We start from the raw sequence: 15,680 nt of genomic DNA, 5'->3' as shown, positions 1-15,680 counted from the left end.
ACAAGGTCTCGCCGGAGTTATTAAGGCCTCTCCGTGACGTGAAGTAGGTCAACTACGTCGTGGAATGAACGCTTACGAGCAAGGCGCGCCCGATGAACTGCTCGCTCAGCAGGGGCGATACGCCACGTTTCTTGACCAACGCCAAACCACCAAAGGGTGGCGCATCACCCCGGATAAAACGGGAGAAACCTCACAGTGATGCGCGTGTATCTGCCTCTCCTGTTTGTATTGCTGTGCGGGATGTCATTACTGACAGGCGCGCGGCAGATAAGCGGGTACCAACTTATCACCCTGTCAGATGATGCTTGGTTGACGTTGACGGCCAGCCGACTGCCGCGCCTGATCACGGTGTCCTTGACCGGAGTGGGCCTCGCGATTTGCGGTGTGATTTTGCAGCATATCGTGCGCAATAAGTTCGTGGAGCCCGCCACCTCGGGTGGGCTTGATGCCGCCAAACTGGGCATTCTCGTATCGCTGTCTCTAATGCCTACGGCTGGCGCTGGATCACGAATGCTTGCAGCCCTGCTCTTCTGCTTCGCTGCGAATGTTGTCTTTATCGCTATCGTTCGCCGCATCAAGTTCACCAACACGGTACTGGTTCCCGTCATCGGTTTGATGTACGGCGGCGTGCTAAGCGCCCTAGCCGAGTTCTACGCCTACCGCCATAACATCCTGCAAAGCATGCAGGGCTGGCTGCTGGGAGATTTTTCAAAGATCGTCCAGGGCCATTACGAAATCATCTACCTAATCCTGCCGGTCGTTGTGCTCGCCTACGTCTACGCTCATCGCTTCACGGTGCTGGGCATGGGCGAAGACATGGCGACGAGTTTAGGCGTGAACTATCTCGTCACCTCCGCCATTGGGCTGATGCTGGTGGCCATTACTGTCTCGGTCACGGTCATCGCGGTGGGCGCCATCCCCTTTGTCGGATTAGTGGTTCCCAATCTGGTAGCGCTCTACTACGGCGATAACCTGGCTCGCACCCTACCCGCCGTAGCACTGTCGGGGGCAACACTGCTGCTGGTCTGCGACATTGCGGGACGCCTGCTGATCTATCCCTTTGAAGTGCCCATCGGCTTAACGTCGGCTTGTGTCGGAGGCGTGCTGTTTCTGATCCTGATTGTCAGGAGGGCACAGTGATGACTATCAAAGCTCGCCACACCGTTTGGGCGGCCGTGATCGCTCTTGCGCTCGCTTTTGTCTTTGTACGCTCCGGTTTCGACTTCGAGTATGTGATACCGAAACGACTTGAGCGCTTGGCCACCATGGTGATCGGTGGCATTTGTGTCGCCTGGTCCGCCATTACGTTTCAGAGCCTTACCGGTAACCGGATATTAACGCCTGCCATCATGGGCTATGAGGCCGTCTATCTGCTGTTTCAGGCCCTGTTGATGCTGGTGCTGGGCACCCACAGTCTGATGGTGCTCGGCGAGCATGGCAACGCCGCACTCTCGGTCCTGCTGATGCTTGGCTACTCCTGGACGCTGCATCGATGGCTGTTTAGAGACGGCAGAGACAATGTCTATTTCCTGCTGCTGGTAGGACTGGTACTGACAATGGTCATTACCACTTTCACACAGTTCGTTCAGCTCAAAATGAGTCCAGGCGAGTTTTCCATTCTGATGGGTTACAGCCAAGCCGCTTTCGGTAACGCCAGCACCACACAACTGCTATACGCCACACTGATCGTGGCCGCGATTTGTCTGGTGGGACTGAAAAGCCTCCCAATGCTAGATGTGCTCTTGCTGGGCAGAGAGCAGGCCATGTCACTTGGCATCGATTATCGACGCTGCGTGCAACACCAGCTCTTTCTGATCGCCTCGCTGGTGGCTGTATCGACCAGCCTGCTTGGCCCCACGGCGTTCATGGGCATTTTCGTGGCCAATACGGCCTATGCGCTTGCAGGCACTTACCGTCATCGGGTCACGCTACCGGTGGGTTGTGCCCTCGCCATCGCCCTTTTCATCCTCGCCCAACTGCTGGTCGAACATCTCTTCAACTACACAACCACCGTCGGCATCCTCGTCAACCTCGTATGTGGGGCTTACTTCCTGTCGCTGATGGTGCGTACGCGAGGCGCAGCATGATCACGGTTCAAGACCTTCATAAAACCTACGGCGACCGTTCGGTGCTATCGGCGATCAATCTCTGCTTTCCATCAGGTCAGTTGACGTCCCTGGTGGGCCCCAACGGCGCGGGTAAGACGACGCTTCTGATGATGCTCGCGAGACTACTTAAGCCCTCTCGGGGGGATATTCGACTCGACGGCTCCCAGGTAACGCGCATTCCCATCAGCGAGTATGCCAGGCAGGTGGCCACGCTACGCCAGACGCCTGAGTTCAACCTACGCCTGACCGTCGAGGAGTTGGTCGCCTTTGGCCGCTTTCCCTATAGCCGTGGCACACTCACTCGGCACGACCATCGTGTGATTGACGACGCCCTGTCGTTTCTATCGCTGACGGCACTACGCGGTGCTTATCTGAACGAGCTCAGCGGCGGCCAACGCCAGATGGCGTTCCTGGCCATGACCATTGCACAGCAAACCGATTACCTGCTGCTCGACGAGCCACTGAATAACCTCGATATCAAACATGCCGTTCAGATCATGCAGGCTCTTCGCCGTCTCTGCGACGAGCATGGACGAACGGTCATCCTGGTCGTTCATGACATCAACTTTGCCGCCAACTACTCCGATTACATCGTCGCCATGAAGGATGGGGAAGTGCACTGCGATGGCAACGTCACCGACGTCATCACCGAACGGCGCTTGAGTGAGCTTTACGGACTGAAGTTCGACATCGCCCATAACGAACGCGGTTATCTATGTAATTACTTCAAGCCCTCAGGAAACCTGGAATGAAACGATCTCTAAACAACCGCTTGGCACGCCTTCTCCCACTCGCCTTGGTGGCGTTGCTACAAGGGTGCGATCAGCCCTCAGCCAACAATATGTCCGCACAGGAGGCCATAACACCGATCACGATTCACCACGCGCTGGGAAGCACCGTGATCGATCACCGTCCACACCGGGTAGCGGCATTAGACATGAATGAAGTCGATTTTCTGGATCAGTTGGACGTTCCGGTGGTGGGCATGCCAAAGGACTTTATTCCCCATTTTCTGGAGAAGTATCGAGACGACCCGACGATTGAAGATCTGGGCGCTATCGTACGCCCTAACCTTGAGCGAGTGCATCGCGCTAACCCTGACCTCATTCTTATGACGTCGTTACAGGCCAACGACTATAACGAGCTGACTCAGATCGCACCCACGCTGCACTTTGACGTGGATTACCGCAACAGTCAGACCAACCACATTGACGTTGTCATGGATCATCTCATGGATCTTGGGCAGATCTTTGGCAAACAGAAATTGGCCCGTCAGCGGGCAGCCGAGCTGGTTCATACCGTCGAGGAGGTCCGGCGTGTTACCCAAGGCCGCCCTGAGAAAGCCCTTATCCTGCTGCATAATAATGGGGCCTTCCACTCCTTTGGCGTGCAGTCACGCTACGGCTTCATCTTCACTGAATTCGGCGTTGCCCCCGCCGCTCCCGACATCGATACCGGCCTGCACGGCCAGCCGGTTTCTAGCGAATTCATCCAGCAGGCCGACCCCGACATCATCTATGTCGTGGATCGTACTGCCGTAATGGAGCACCGGCCCACCATGAGTACCGACAGCCTGGCCAACCCCCTATTACGCCAAACTAACGCCTGGCGAAATGACCGGGTGGTCTTTGTCGACCCCGAAGCCTGGTATGTCACCGCCGCCAGCGTCAGCGCTCTGGCGATCATCGCGGATGACATTATCGACGGCTACCGGCACTAGCAGACCATAGCACTAAAGCACTAAAGCACCTAAAAAAACGCTTTCATCGACTGCTTCAATGCGCCTTTTAACAGGCGCTCAATTGAAGCGGTGTAGTTCCTCTGTGTTTAAAAATGGAGATCGACATGCCCTTACATTGCCACCACCGTCCCCTACAGCCGACGAGAGCACTACATTGCGCCTCTTGCTCAAACCCTTTATCGCTCGTCAGGAGCGCATTTCTGCTCGCTCTGAGCGCGAGTGCTGTCATGCTGCTGTCTTCACAAGCTCTCGCACAGGCCCAGGAGACCGAGACCCGCAGTACTACTGCCCTAGCACCCATCACCGTACACGGAGAAGCGACATCCGTTAACGATACGTATGCCGGCGGCCAAGTCACCTACAGCAACCGGGCGGGCTTCCTGGGGAAAAGAGACTTCATGGAGACGCCTTTCAATGCCATCAGCTATACGGATCGCTTTATCCAGGATCAACAAGCTCAGAGTATTACCGATGTAATTGCAGCGACGGATCCGAGTGTCTTCAGCAACGGCGTCACCAGTGCCTGGAGCGAAACCTATTCGATCCGTGGTTTTGACGCCAGCACACGTGACGTCACGTTCGGTGGTCTGGCCGGGATGGCCCCCTACTACCGTACGTCTCCAGAAATGTTCGAGCGTATCGAGGTGCTCAAGGGGCCTTCGGCACTACTCAACGGGATGCCGCCAGGTGGCTCCGTTGGCGGTGCCATTAACCTGGTTCCCAAACGGGCTGGCGATGAACCGTTGACGCGTTTCACCACCACGTATATGTCCGACGCCCAGATTGGCGGGCACCTTGATGTCGGCCGACGCCTGGGTGACGACCAGCAGTTTGGCGTTCGCGTTAACGGCGTATACCGCGACGGCGAGGGGGCTGTGGATAACCAGACACCAAAGGTTCAAATGGGCTCTCTGGGGTTGGACTGGCGCGGTGATCACGCTCGACTATCAGCCGACTTGTACAGTGCGGACGACCATATTGATGGACCCGCTCGAGGTATCAACCTGGCCCCCGGCCTGGCAGTTCCGACGCCTCCCGCCCCCGATACACTGATCAACCCGGACTGGGCCTTTGCCGACACGCGCGACAAGGGGGCCATATTGCGTGGCGAATTCGACTTTACCGACGAGATCATGGGGTACGCGTCAATAGGTCAAAGCGAAACCAATTACACCTACAACGGTGCCATGTCAGCCCAGGTGCTTGATGATCAAGGCAACTATCGCACAAGCGTTGGTCAGCTTGCCTTCGATGTCGAAAAAACATCGGCGGAAGTCGGGGTTCGCGGTCACTTCCAGACCGGCGCTGTCAGTCACGACATCAGCGTCAATGCCACCCATTATGAGCACGAGCAGCACGATTACGGGCGCAGAAGCGTTCCCGATGCGGACTGGATCACCAACCTATACAATCCGCAATGGGGCCCCGCCGCTGATTTCATTACACCGCACATCATGCATACAGAGCTACGCTTGAACAGCTACGGTTTGGCAGACACGCTCTCGTTTGCCGATGATCGCATACAGCTGACGCTCGGCGCCCGACGCCAGGAAGTGGTGAGCGACACCTACAGCGTGATGACCGGCACACGTATCTCCCGCTATGATGAAAGCGCGGTCACACCCGCCGCAGCACTACTTTTCAAAGCGACCGACCAGGTATCGCTCTACGCCAACTATATCGAGGGGCTCAGCCAGGGGGCCACGGCACCTATGACTGCCGCCAACGCTGGTGAGGTGTTCGAGCCTTACAAGACCAAACAGAGCGAGGTTGGCGTGAAACTTGATCTGGGTGATTTTTCACACACGCTTAGCCTGTATGAAATAAAGCGGCCCAGCAGCTACACCGACCTGGCAACCAATATCTTCTCGGTTGGGGGCGAGCAGCGGAACCGAGGAGTGGAGTGGAGTTTCTTCGGCAGTCCTCTCAGCAACCTGCGCCTGATGGGGGGCATCGCTTATGTAAACCCAGAAATCACGCGCGCCGCGAGCGATGAAGAACAAGGCAATCAGGCAACCGGCGTACCAGACCTGCAAGCCAAGCTAGGCACTGAATGGGATCTATCCGTAGCACCAGGGCTGACACTGACCGCTAATGCCACCGCGATGTCAGAGCAGTACATTAATAGTGACAACTCCCTATCAGTACCCGGACACACTATTTATGACGTTGGAGCACGCTACGCCTCTAACCTTTCCGGCTATCCACTCACACTGCGTGCCACTGTTAACAATGTGACCGATAAAACGTACTGGGCAATGCCACAACTCTCAAGCCTCGCATTAGGCGCCCCCCGCACCTTTATGTTTTCGGCCTCACTGGACTTCTAGACGACTGTAACAAGCGGTGCTAATGCCATAACACCGAATATTTTTCACTACTAACTCCGTAAAACCTCCCCACCTACGCTCGCCGAGCGGGCGTAGGTGGGGATAACTTAAACCGTTAGGTGCTGCTTGATCAGCTCGTTGGAAAGCTCGCTGATATCACCTTTGGCCACCGGGCGGCCGCGGTCCATTATCACAAAGCGGTCGGCGTATTTGCGCGCAAAGGGCAGCTTCTGCTCGACCAGCAGCACCGTTAGGGCGTCTTCGGCAATCAGCTGGCGAATCACCTGGCCAATTTGCGCGACGATATTGGGCTGAATGCCCTCCCCCGGCTCATCCAGAATCAAGAGTTTGGGCTCGATTACCAGCGCTCGGCCAATGGCAAGCTGCTGCTGTTGCCCGCCGGATAAGTCACCGCCGCGGCGGTGCTTCATCTCCTTGAGCACTGGAAACAGTTCATAGATACGCTCGGGGATTTTTTTTAGTCCGTCGCTGCGTGCGGCAAGGCCGGTACGCAGATTCTCTTCTACGGTGAGTAGCGGAAAAATCTGCCGCCCTTGCGGTACAAAGCCAATGCCCAGCCGCGAGCGCGCTTCCACGGCTTTTTGGGTTAGCTCAACCGCTTCGCTGCTCGCCTGGTAGCGCAACTGGCCACTTTTTACCGCCACTTCGCCCATGATGGCTTTCATCAGCGTGGTTTTACCCACTCCGTTGCGGCCCATCACGCAGGTGCACTGGCCAGCGGGTACGTCCAGGTCCAGATCCCATAGCGTATGGCTTTCCCCATAAAACTGGTTGAGCTTTTCAATTGCCAGCATCAGGCAGCCTCCTCGTCGTCAGCACCCAGGTACACTTCGACTACGTTGGGGTCGCTTGAGACCTGATCCATGCTGCCTTCGGCCAGCACACTTCCTTGGTGAAGCACGGTCACCTTGCGGGCAATTGAGCGCACAAAACCCATATCGTGTTCCACGACGACCACCGACTGCTTACCCGCCAAACCGGTCAGCAGTTCGGCTGTACGCTCCATTTCCTGCTCGGTCATCCCCGCGACCGGCTCATCCACCAGCAGCAAGCGAGGGCGCTGCATCAGCAGCATGCCAATTTCCAGCCACTGTTTTTGACCATGAGAGAGGATCCCGGCGGGCTGATAGCGCAGTGGCACCAAGCCGATGGTTTGCAGCACTTCGTCGATGCGGTCCTTGATTTCGCCGGTCATGCGCGCCGTTAGCGTGGGCAATATTCGTTTGTCAGTCGCCATGGCAAGCTCCAGGTTTTCAAACACGCTTAGCGCTTCAAACACCGTGGGCTTTTGAAACTTGCGCCCGATGCCGAGGCTCGCGATCTCCGGCTCGTTCATATGAAGCAAATTATGGCGGCTGCCGAACCAAACGCTGCCCTCGGTGGGCCGCGTCTTGCCGGTGATGATATCCATCATGGTGGTTTTACCCGCGCCATTGGGGCCGATAATGCAGCGCAGTTCGCCGTCATCGATGGTCAAGTTGAGGTTGTTGATCGCCTTGAAGCCATCAAAGCTTACCGTGACGTCTTCCATATACAGAATCGGGCCATGGCGAACATCAACTGGCGAGGCGTCTGGCGCCATAAAGTCAAACACCCGGTCGCGGGCTTTGAGTGATTGCAGCAAACTCATACGATAGCCTCCTGAGTACCCGCGCTGTCTGATGTAGCGGCACGGCGGCGCTTACGCAGAAGCCCCGCCACGCCTTTGGGTAGAAATACCGTCACGAGAACAAACATCGCGCCCAGGGCAAACAGCCAGGCATCGGGCATTACCCCGGTAAAGATGGTCTTGGCGTAGTTGACTAAAATCGCACCGATGACCGCGCCATACAGGGTGGCCCGCCCGCCAAGTGCAACCCAGAGTACGATTTCGATGGAGAACAGCGGGGAGAACTCGCTGGGGTTAATGATGCCCACCTGAGGCACGTAAAGCGCACCGGCCAGCCCCGCGATCATCGCGGAAACCACAAACACAAACAGCTGAAAGCGCTCCACCCGGTAGCCGATAAAGCGCGTACGCGCTTCAGCATCCCGTGTGGCCACACACACCCGGCCCAGCTTGCTGGAAACAATCGCCCGGCACAGGATATAGCTCAGCGCGAGTGCGACGCCGGTGGCCAGGAAAAGCCCCAGACGTGTGTCGTTGCTGCGTAGGTTAAAGCCTAAAATCTCGCGAAAATCGGTCAGGCCGTTGTTGCCGCCAAAGCCCATTTCGTTACGAAAGAACGCCAGCATCAGCGCAAAGGTAAGCGCCTGGGTAATAATTGAGAGATACACCCCGGTAACCCGCGAGCGAAACGCCAGAAAGCCGAACACCAGTGCCAGAAGCCCCGGCGCCAGCAGCACCATGGCAAACGAGAACCAGGCCATATCAAAGCCCTGCCAGTACCAGGGCAGGCTGTCCCAGCTCAGGAAAACCATGAAATCCGGCAGCTCCGGGTGGCCGTAGGTGCCCCGGTCACCAATCTGGCGCATCAGGTACATGCCCATGGCATAGCCTCCAATGGCAAAAAATGCGCCGTGGCCCAGGCTTAAAATGCCCAGATAACCCCACACCAGATCCACCGCAACGGCAAGCAGCGCATAGCTTAAGTACTTGCCGAACAGGTTAACCGTGTAGGCGTTAACGTGCAGCGGGCTACCTTGAGGCACCACGGTATGCAGCACCGTGACGAGCAGCAGCGCAGCCAACAACACGCCCAGGAAAATCTGCGTGGCGCGCTCGCCAAACGGGCGGGTGAGCCAAAACTGGCTTGATGGTGACGGGGTTGTTGAAAGTGACGGTTTTGAAAAAGATCGTGTCATCATGGGTTAGCCCTCCGCAGCCCGGCCCTTCTGCGGGAAGAGTCCACGCGGGCGTTTTTGAATAAACAGGATGATAAACACCAGTACGATAATCTTGGCCAGCACCGCGCCCGCCCAGGGCTCCAGCACCTGGTTGATCACGCCCAGCGACAGCCCGGCCACCAGCGTCCCCCACAGATTGCCCACACCGCCGAATACCACCACCATGAACGAATCGATGATGTAGTTCTGGCCGAGGTTCGGCCCCACGTTGGTGAGCTGGGAAAGCGCGACCCCGGCAAGCCCGGCAACCCCCGAACCCAGCGCAAACGTCATGATATCCACACGTGTCGCACGGATGCCCATGGAGCGTGCCATGGCGCGGTTCTGGGTCACGGCACGCACTTCAAGCCCCAGGCGCGTGCGGCGCATAATCAGCATCAACGCGGCGAAAACGACCAAGGCAAAGATGAGCACCACCATGCGGTTAATGGTTAGCGACAGCGCATCGTTGATCACCAGCGAGCCGCTCATCCACTCAGGGGTAATCACCGTGCGGTTAAGCGGTGAGATGCCGGTGCGTACCAGCTGCTGCAGAATCAGGCTGATACCGAAAGTGGCGAGCAGCGTTTCCAGCGGGCGGCCTTTCAGAAACTGAATAACGCTGCGCTCAATCGCGACACCCACGAGGGCGGCGACCAGAAAGCCGGCCGGGATGGATAGCACCAGCGCCAGCCCCGGCTGGCCGGGCAATAGCTGCTGCATCATCCAGGTAGTGTAAGCACCCAGCATCATCAGCTCGCCGTGGGCCATGTTGATCACACCCATCACGCCAAAGGTAATCGCCAGACCAATGGCGGCCAGTACCAGTACCGACCCCAGGCTCAAGCCAAAGTAGAGCGTTTCAACCCCACGGTTGATTTTCAGGTTCTGTTCCACGCTGACAAGCGCGGCGCGGGCGGCATCCGCAACTACCGGGTCGTCGCCATTGGCTGCGCGGTTCAGAGCCACCCGAGCACGGGGATGCAGGCTGCCGGTAAGCGCCTCGACGCCGGCCATTTCTCCCTGCTCGGCGCGATAAATCGCCACCGCCTGGCTTAGCCGGGTGCGCACCTGACTATCGTCTTCTTCCAGTATCAGTTCATTGATCGGTTCGACCAGCTCGCTGTCCACTTCGCCCAGCAGTCGAGCGGCGGAGGTGCGGCGGCGTTCCAGATTGGGCGAGTAGAGATCCACCACGGCAATCGCACTGCGCAGCTGGTTACGCAGGGCGTTATTGATGCCCACGCGGTCCAGATCGCGACGTGACATTTCACCCAGCGGTTCATTCGTCAAGGCGTCTGCCACCGGCCACTCGCGGCCACTGTTATCGAGTACGACAACAAATTGACCATCGTCGGCACGCTGCAAGCGGCCATCCAGCAGGGCCTGCAGCCAATCACGGGCGCGCTCGTCGTCGCTTTGTAAAATGGCGGTGATGGCCTCGCCTTTATCGCGGTAAGAATCAACATCCAGTGCGTCAAGAAGCGCAAGCGCAGCGGTATCATTAGGTGAGGAATTGGCGGTGTTTGTTTGTGCCTGCGCGGTGAGGGTGACCCCCAACAGCAGGCAGCAGAGCATCGCCAAGGAAAGGAAACGCCTCATAGGGTTCTTCCTTTGGTTATCCAGGTGAGAAGGTAGCGTGCTCCTTGCCGCGCCGGGGCGCGGCAAGGGAGATGTTTTAGCGCAGTTAATTACTCGGCGAGTGCCGCTTCGGCTTCTTCAGCGGCGGTGCTGCCACCGCACGAGCCGTTCACGACGTTAAAGTTGCCGCACTCCATGGGCTTGCGCCAATCGGCAATCAGATCACGCGAGCCGGGCAGGTAATCAGACCAGGCATCACCCGCTACCGTTGAGGGCGTTTGCCAAACGATGTCGAACTGGCCATTGTCCTGAATTTCACCAATCAGCACTGGCTTGGTGATGTGGTGGTTAGGCATCATCGCCGCATAGCCACCGGAAAGGTTGGGTACGGTCACACCGATGATGGCGTCTTTTACCGAATCGACATCGGTAGTACCCGCTTTACGCACCGCTTCGGCCCACATGTTGAAGCCAATGTAGTGCGCTTCCATGGGGTCATTGGTGACGGTTTCTTCGTCGCCGGTGTAATCGATCCAGGCGTCGATAAAGTCGTAGTTATCGTCGTTATCGACGCTCATAAAGTAGTTCCAGGCAGCCAAGTGGCCCACCAGCGGGCCGGTATCAATACCGGTAAGCTCTTGCTCGCCAACCGAGAAGGCGATAACCGGAATATCGGCGGCGTCGATCCCCTGGTTAGAAAGCTCGGTATAAAACGGCACGTTGGCATCACCGTTAATCGTCGAAATCACGGCGGTCGGTTTGCCCTCTTCACCAAAACGACGGATTTCTGACACGATATTCTGCCAATCGGAGTGGCCGAACGGTGTGTAGTTGACCATGATGTCTTCTTGCGCAATACCGTGCTCATCCTTAAGGAAGGCTTCGAGGATACGGTTAGTGGTGCGCGGATAAACGTAGTCGGTACCGATCAGCGCAAAGCGCTCAATGCCGACTTCATTGATCAGATATTCAACGGCAGGAATGGCCTGCTGATTAGGCGCCGCCCCGGTGTAGAACACGTTTTCTGATGACTCTTCGCCCTCATACTGCACCGGGTAGAACAGCAGGCCGTTTAACTCTTCGACCACCGGCAGCACGGCCTTACGCGATACCGACGTCCAGTTACCGAAAATGACATCAACCTCTTCCTGGGCCAGCAGTTCACGGGCACGTTCGGCAAACAGCGGCCAGTTAGAGGCCGGATCAACCACTACCGCCTCCAGTTGGCGGCCCAACAAGCCCCCAGCGTCATTTTGCTGCTCAATCAGCATCTCGACCGTATCCTTGAGAACGGTTTCACTGATCGCCATGGTGCCGGACAGAGAGTGCAGGATACCGACCTTGATCGGGTCGTCGTTCTGATCGCCGCTTTGGGCAATGGCCTGGGCGCTTGCACCCATCACTGCGGCGGCCAGTAGAGAAGTAATAAAACGGCGAGAAAGGACATTGTGATGTTGTATGGCCACTTGAATCTCCTTGCACCCTTTATAGCTGGGGCTTGTTATGAGGGCTTCGCGACCGAGCTGACTGCCATTACGCGTGATTATTATGGGTACGGCATCGACTCGGTACGTCCACGAGGACTTAGCCACTAGCATTTGCAAGGGGTGCGCCACATTGAAACAAAAGCTAGTATTAACTTTTAAATCAATTGCTTGGATATATTTAAAAAGCTACCATTCTGATCTTTTGCACTGCGGTAGCGCGTCCATGCATTTGCGGCGCACACTTCTTATGCACCAGGACGACGCTTTGCACCAACAGTGCACGTTAAGGCTTCAGATACAAAAAAACGCCCTAGGAAACTCCAGGGCGTTTTGGATTAGAGCTTGAAAGAGCACTTAAAGAAGTACCCAAAAAGTACTTAAAAAAGCACTAAAAAATGCTTATTCGGCAGCCGCTGCCGCCCGCTTACGACGCTTTTTCAACAGCGGTAAGCCAAGCGACAGTAACGCGATTACCAACAGCGAGAGTGAAATCGGCTTATCAATAAACGTCGTCCAGTCACCGCCGGAGATCTGCAGCGCACGGCGCATGGACTCTTCCATGATATTGCCCAGAATCAACGCCAGGATCAGCGGGGCCGCCGGGAAGCCAAACAGGCGCATGCCCAGGCCCAGCAGGCCAAAGCCCAACAGCAGCAGCAGGTCAAACACGCTAAAGCTCATGCCGTAAACGCCGATCATGCAGAAGATTAGAATCAGCGACAGCAGCAGCGGCTTGGGGAGGTCGAGAATTTTGGCAATCAGCGGAATCAGCGGCAGGTTCAAGACCAGCAGGAAGATGTTGCCGATATACATACTGGCTACCACGCCCCAAAACACGTCCGGGCGTTGCTCAAGCATCATCGGGCCAGGTGTAACGCCCATCACCAACAGCGCGCCCAGCAGTACCGCCGTGGTGCCCGAACCCGGTACACCCAACGTCAATAATGGTACAAATGAGCCGGTACACGCCGCATTGTTGGCGGCTTCAGGAGCTGCCACCCCTTTAATGTTGCCCTGACCGAAGGTATTACCATCTTTGGCAATACGCTTTTCCATGCTGTAGCCCAGAAACGAGCCAATAGTGGCGCCAGCACCAGGCAAAACGCCGGTGAAAAAGCCCAGTACCGAACTGCGGCCAACCGGTCCGGCGATCTCTTTCACTTCAGAACGGGTTAGTTTTAGCGAGCCAATCGCATTGCGTGGCGTCTCTTTACCGCCCCCGCCACGCAGCAGCATGTAGAACACCTCAGCGAGCGCAAAAATACCCAGCGCGACCACCAGGAAATCAATGCCGTCAAGCAACTGCGCCGAACCAAAGGTAAAGCGCTCAGTACCAGTTTGCATATCGATGCCGACAATCGAGATCATTACCCCGACAACCGCGGCGATTAAGCCTTTTACCAGCGACTTATCAGACAGCGACACAACGGCGGTCAGGCCCAATACCATCAGGGCAAAATATTCAGCCGGACCAAAGCTAACCGCCACCTTGGAGAGCAACGGAGCCACCAGCATCAAGAAAATGACCGACACCGTGCCGCCCACAAAAGATGAATAGGCGGCTATGGCAAGCGCTTTACCCGCCAGCCCTTTCTTGGCCATGGGATAGCCGTCAAACGAAGTAGCCACCGTGCCCGCCACCCCTGGCGCATTAAGCAGGATGGATGACGTGGAGCCACCGAAAATAGCCCCGTAATAAACTCCCGCCATGAGAATCAAGCCAGAAGATGGCTCCATGGCAAAGGTAATCGGAATCATCAAGGCAAGTGCACTGATGGGGCCTAACCCCGGCAGCATGCCAATAATCGTGCCAGCAAACACGCCGGCAAAAACGTAAGCGATATTGATCGGCTCAAGCGCGATGCCAAAGCCGTACATAAGATTATTCAAGGCATCCATGAGAGTTACCCTCTTAAAGACCTGCTAAAACGGCTTGTTTAGAAAGGCAAAACGCCCGTCGGTAGATACACATCCATGACCCGTGTCATGGTGAGATAGAGGGCTAATACCACTCCCAACGACGTGGCAATGTTGACTATTAGGCGGCGATAGCCGTAGTAGGCAGTCAACCCTACGCATAGCAGCGTGGAAGCCAGGACAAATCCTAACGGCACTAGTAGCAGCGCATACGCTGCAATCGCCAGTGACGTGACAATAACGCGCGCCCAAGGCGTCAGCAGCAGCGGGCCCTGAGTGGCTTCTTCGTCAATCTCATCTGCGCCGGCTATCGCGCCAGGTTTTTCAAAAAACAGAAAGGCCGCCAGCAGCAGCAGAGCGACACCTAATACCTTGGGGAACAGGTCAGAATCGACCGGGCGTGGCAACGGAAACGTAGGCACTTGCCACGCCATGGCCAAATAGGCAGCAGCGAAGAGCGCCAGTACCACCGCCAGCCACTGGTTGGTATTCAATTTAGTCATTGGAATTCTCCGGGAGCACACGCCCAGTCGTTTCGGACAGGGACGTCACGAACAGACGCACCCAGCGGCACATTGGCCGCTGGGATAACACAGCATTGCTCTATAGGGTGTTTATTGGCGCAGCAGGCCAAGGTCGCTCAGCACGCTGCTGAACTGCTCTTGCTGCTCATCAAGGAAGACACCAAATTCTTCGCTGTTCTGATAGGCATCGATCCAACCTAACTGGTCGCTTGCCTGACGCCAGGCATCGGTTTCGAGCATTTCAGCGAACAGATCTTCGTAGTAGGCAACTGCTTCTTCGGGCATATCCGGGGTGCCCATCACGCCACGCCAGATGTCGAAGGTGTAATCGATACCTTGTTCCTGGTAGGTCGGCACGTCAGCTAATCCACCGCCCAGACGCTCTTCGGAAGATACGCCCAGGGCGCGCAGTTGACTGCCCTCACCCAGTTGGCCCACCGACTCACCCGCACCGGTAATGACCGCTTCAATATGCCCGCCCATCAGGTTGGTCATGGCATCGCCACCGCCTGAGAACGGAATATAGTTAATGCTTGAAGCATCAAGGCCAGCTGCCGAAGCAAGGCCTGCGACAGAAATATGATCCATCGAGCCCGGCGCACTGCCGCCGCCCACGCTCAGGCGGGGATTCTCTTTGAGTGCCGCAAACAGATCGTTAAGATCCTGATATTCAGAGTCTGCGGCTACCAGAATGATCGAGTAATCGGTATTGATGCGTGCCACCGGGGTGAAGTCGGTGTGATCGTAGCGCGACGCACCGGCAAGCGGAACCAGAATCACTGGTGGGCTAGTAGCAAACAGTTTGTGTGGGTTACCGCTATCACGAGCGATTTGCGCCCAGGCCACCGCACCACCACCGCCAGGTACGTTGATTGCGGCAAAGTTCTTGTCAGCCAGTTCTTCTTGCTGAATAACACGCGACATGGTGCGCACCAGCGTATCCCAGCCGCCACCCGGGTTGGCGGGGGCAACGAACTCAATCGATTTGCTCGGCGTCCACTCCTGAGCCTGGGCAGTGACACTCATACCCGCCAGAGCGGCCATCGGTAGGGCAATTACGGCTAAGCGCTTCAAGGAAAGCGAGGTCATTTGGCGTTCTCCACATATATATGTTGTTGTGTGGTCCACTGTTATTATTTCGTGGT

General features: G+C 56.6%; 14 protein-coding genes. 6 read left to right on the top strand and 8 right to left on the bottom strand.

The genetic code is table 11. The features are described 5' to 3' along the window. The first annotated feature begins 64 nt into the window (after nt 1–64). From INT33_RS21395 to INT33_RS17930, 6 genes are all read left to right on the top strand, one after another. Nucleotides 65–199, top strand: coding sequence for a hypothetical protein (locus tag INT33_RS21395; protein WP_264298945.1), 135 nt, complete (start codon nt 65–67; stop codon nt 197–199). After that, nucleotides 199–1,140 carry an ABC transporter permease gene (locus tag INT33_RS17950; protein WP_087110699.1) on the top strand — a complete coding sequence of 314 codons (942 nt, stop codon included), beginning with the start codon at nt 199–201 and terminating at the stop codon, nt 1,138–1,140. The genes INT33_RS21395 and INT33_RS17950 overlap by 1 nt, the downstream gene beginning before the upstream one ends. Then, on the top strand, nt 1,140–2,087 hold the full coding sequence (locus INT33_RS17945) for an iron chelate uptake ABC transporter family permease subunit (protein WP_087110697.1): 948 nt from the start codon (nt 1,140–1,142) through the stop codon (nt 2,085–2,087). The genes INT33_RS17950 and INT33_RS17945 overlap by 1 nt, the downstream gene beginning before the upstream one ends. Then, nucleotides 2,084–2,860, top strand: a complete 777-nt coding sequence (locus INT33_RS17940) for an iron ABC transporter ATP-binding protein (protein WP_087110694.1) — start codon at nt 2,084–2,086, stop codon at nt 2,858–2,860. The genes INT33_RS17945 and INT33_RS17940 overlap by 4 nt, the downstream gene beginning before the upstream one ends. After that, nucleotides 2,857–3,828: a siderophore ABC transporter substrate-binding protein gene (locus INT33_RS17935; protein WP_172116955.1), complete on the top strand. Its 972-nt coding sequence runs from the start codon at nt 2,857–2,859 to the stop codon at nt 3,826–3,828. The genes INT33_RS17940 and INT33_RS17935 overlap by 4 nt, the downstream gene beginning before the upstream one ends. A gap of 248 nt (nt 3,829–4,076) precedes the next feature. Further along, on the top strand, nt 4,077–6,179 hold the full coding sequence (locus tag INT33_RS17930) for a TonB-dependent receptor (RefSeq protein WP_303393867.1): 2,103 nt from the start codon (nt 4,077–4,079) through the stop codon (nt 6,177–6,179). A gap of 107 nt (nt 6,180–6,286) precedes the next feature. Here INT33_RS17930 and urtE read toward each other — a convergent pair whose 3' ends face one another. The 8 genes from urtE to INT33_RS17890 form a co-directional block, all read right to left on the bottom strand. Next, nucleotides 6,287–6,994 carry an urea ABC transporter ATP-binding subunit UrtE gene (gene urtE / locus INT33_RS17925; protein ID WP_192538647.1) on the bottom strand — a complete coding sequence of 236 codons (708 nt, stop codon included), beginning with the start codon at nt 6,992–6,994 and terminating at the stop codon, nt 6,287–6,289. Continuing rightward, entirely contained in the window at nt 6,994–7,830 is an 837-nt protein-coding gene (gene urtD, locus INT33_RS17920) for an urea ABC transporter ATP-binding protein UrtD (protein WP_192538648.1), read from the bottom strand. Before urtD ends, urtE begins: the two co-directional genes overlap by 1 nt. After that, on the bottom strand, nt 7,827–9,005 hold the full coding sequence (gene urtC, locus INT33_RS17915; RefSeq protein WP_192538662.1) for an urea ABC transporter permease subunit UrtC: 1,179 nt from the start codon (nt 9,003–9,005) through the stop codon (nt 7,827–7,829). Before urtC ends, urtD begins: the two co-directional genes overlap by 4 nt. A 6-nt stretch (nt 9,006–9,011) precedes the next feature. Next, nucleotides 9,012–10,628 carry an urea ABC transporter permease subunit UrtB gene (urtB, locus tag INT33_RS17910; protein ID WP_192538649.1) on the bottom strand — a complete coding sequence of 539 codons (1,617 nt, stop codon included), beginning with the start codon at nt 10,626–10,628 and terminating at the stop codon, nt 9,012–9,014. Between the two features lie 89 nt (nt 10,629–10,717). Then, the gene (urtA, locus tag INT33_RS17905) at nt 10,718–12,007 is read right to left on the bottom strand and encodes an urea ABC transporter substrate-binding protein (RefSeq protein WP_225736215.1); all 1,290 of its coding nucleotides are present in this window, start codon (nt 12,005–12,007) and stop codon (nt 10,718–10,720) included. Between the two features lie 486 nt (nt 12,008–12,493). Next, a complete protein-coding gene (locus INT33_RS17900) occupies nt 12,494–13,993 on the bottom strand; it encodes a tripartite tricarboxylate transporter permease (RefSeq protein WP_192538651.1) in 1,500 nt (499 codons plus the stop codon). A 38-nt stretch (nt 13,994–14,031) separates the two neighbouring features. Beyond that, on the bottom strand, nt 14,032–14,514 hold the full coding sequence (locus tag INT33_RS17895) for a tripartite tricarboxylate transporter TctB family protein (protein WP_192538652.1): 483 nt from the start codon (nt 14,512–14,514) through the stop codon (nt 14,032–14,034). Nucleotides 14,515–14,625: 111 nt separating this feature from the next. After that, nucleotides 14,626–15,624, bottom strand: a complete 999-nt coding sequence (locus tag INT33_RS17890) for a Bug family tripartite tricarboxylate transporter substrate binding protein (RefSeq protein ID WP_192538653.1) — start codon at nt 15,622–15,624, stop codon at nt 14,626–14,628. Between the last annotated feature and the right edge of the window lie 56 nt (nt 15,625–15,680).

Source organism: Halomonas colorata (assembly GCF_014897985.1).
GTDB lineage: Bacteria > Pseudomonadota > Gammaproteobacteria > Pseudomonadales > Halomonadaceae > Vreelandella > Vreelandella colorata.
The sequence above is the reverse complement of the archived record's forward strand: the minus strand, read 5'-3'. Positions and strand labels throughout refer to the sequence as shown.

Excerpts from the sequence above, each read along its gene's own strand:
- INT33_RS17890 (WP_192538653.1), bottom strand. The coding sequence starts at position 15,624 with ATGACCTCGCTTTCCTTGAAGCGCTTAGCCGTAATTGCCCTACCGATG.
- urtB (WP_192538649.1), bottom strand. The coding sequence starts at position 10,628 with ATGAGGCGTTTCCTTTCCTTGGCGATGCTCTGCTGCCTGCTGTTGGGG.
- INT33_RS17900 (WP_192538651.1), bottom strand. The coding sequence starts at position 13,993 with ATGGATGCCTTGAATAATCTTATGTACGGCTTTGGCATCGCGCTTGAG.
- urtE (WP_192538647.1), bottom strand. The coding sequence starts at position 6,994 with ATGCTGGCAATTGAAAAGCTCAACCAGTTTTATGGGGAAAGCCATACG.
- INT33_RS21395 (WP_264298945.1), top strand. The coding sequence starts at position 65 with ATGAACGCTTACGAGCAAGGCGCGCCCGATGAACTGCTCGCTCAGCAG.
- urtC (WP_192538662.1), bottom strand. The coding sequence starts at position 9,005 with ATGACACGATCTTTTTCAAAACCGTCACTTTCAACAACCCCGTCACCA.
- INT33_RS17940 (WP_087110694.1), top strand. The coding sequence starts at position 2,084 with ATGATCACGGTTCAAGACCTTCATAAAACCTACGGCGACCGTTCGGTG.
- INT33_RS17930 (WP_303393867.1), top strand. The coding sequence starts at position 4,077 with ATGCTGCTGTCTTCACAAGCTCTCGCACAGGCCCAGGAGACCGAGACC.
- INT33_RS17935 (WP_172116955.1), top strand. The coding sequence starts at position 2,857 with ATGAAACGATCTCTAAACAACCGCTTGGCACGCCTTCTCCCACTCGCC.
- INT33_RS17945 (WP_087110697.1), top strand. The coding sequence starts at position 1,140 with ATGACTATCAAAGCTCGCCACACCGTTTGGGCGGCCGTGATCGCTCTT.
- urtA (WP_225736215.1), bottom strand. The coding sequence starts at position 12,007 with ATGGGTGCAAGCGCCCAGGCCATTGCCCAAAGCGGCGATCAGAACGAC.
- INT33_RS17950 (WP_087110699.1), top strand. The coding sequence starts at position 199 with ATGCGCGTGTATCTGCCTCTCCTGTTTGTATTGCTGTGCGGGATGTCA.
- INT33_RS17895 (WP_192538652.1), bottom strand. The coding sequence starts at position 14,514 with ATGACTAAATTGAATACCAACCAGTGGCTGGCGGTGGTACTGGCGCTC.
- urtD (WP_192538648.1), bottom strand. The coding sequence starts at position 7,830 with ATGAGTTTGCTGCAATCACTCAAAGCCCGCGACCGGGTGTTTGACTTT.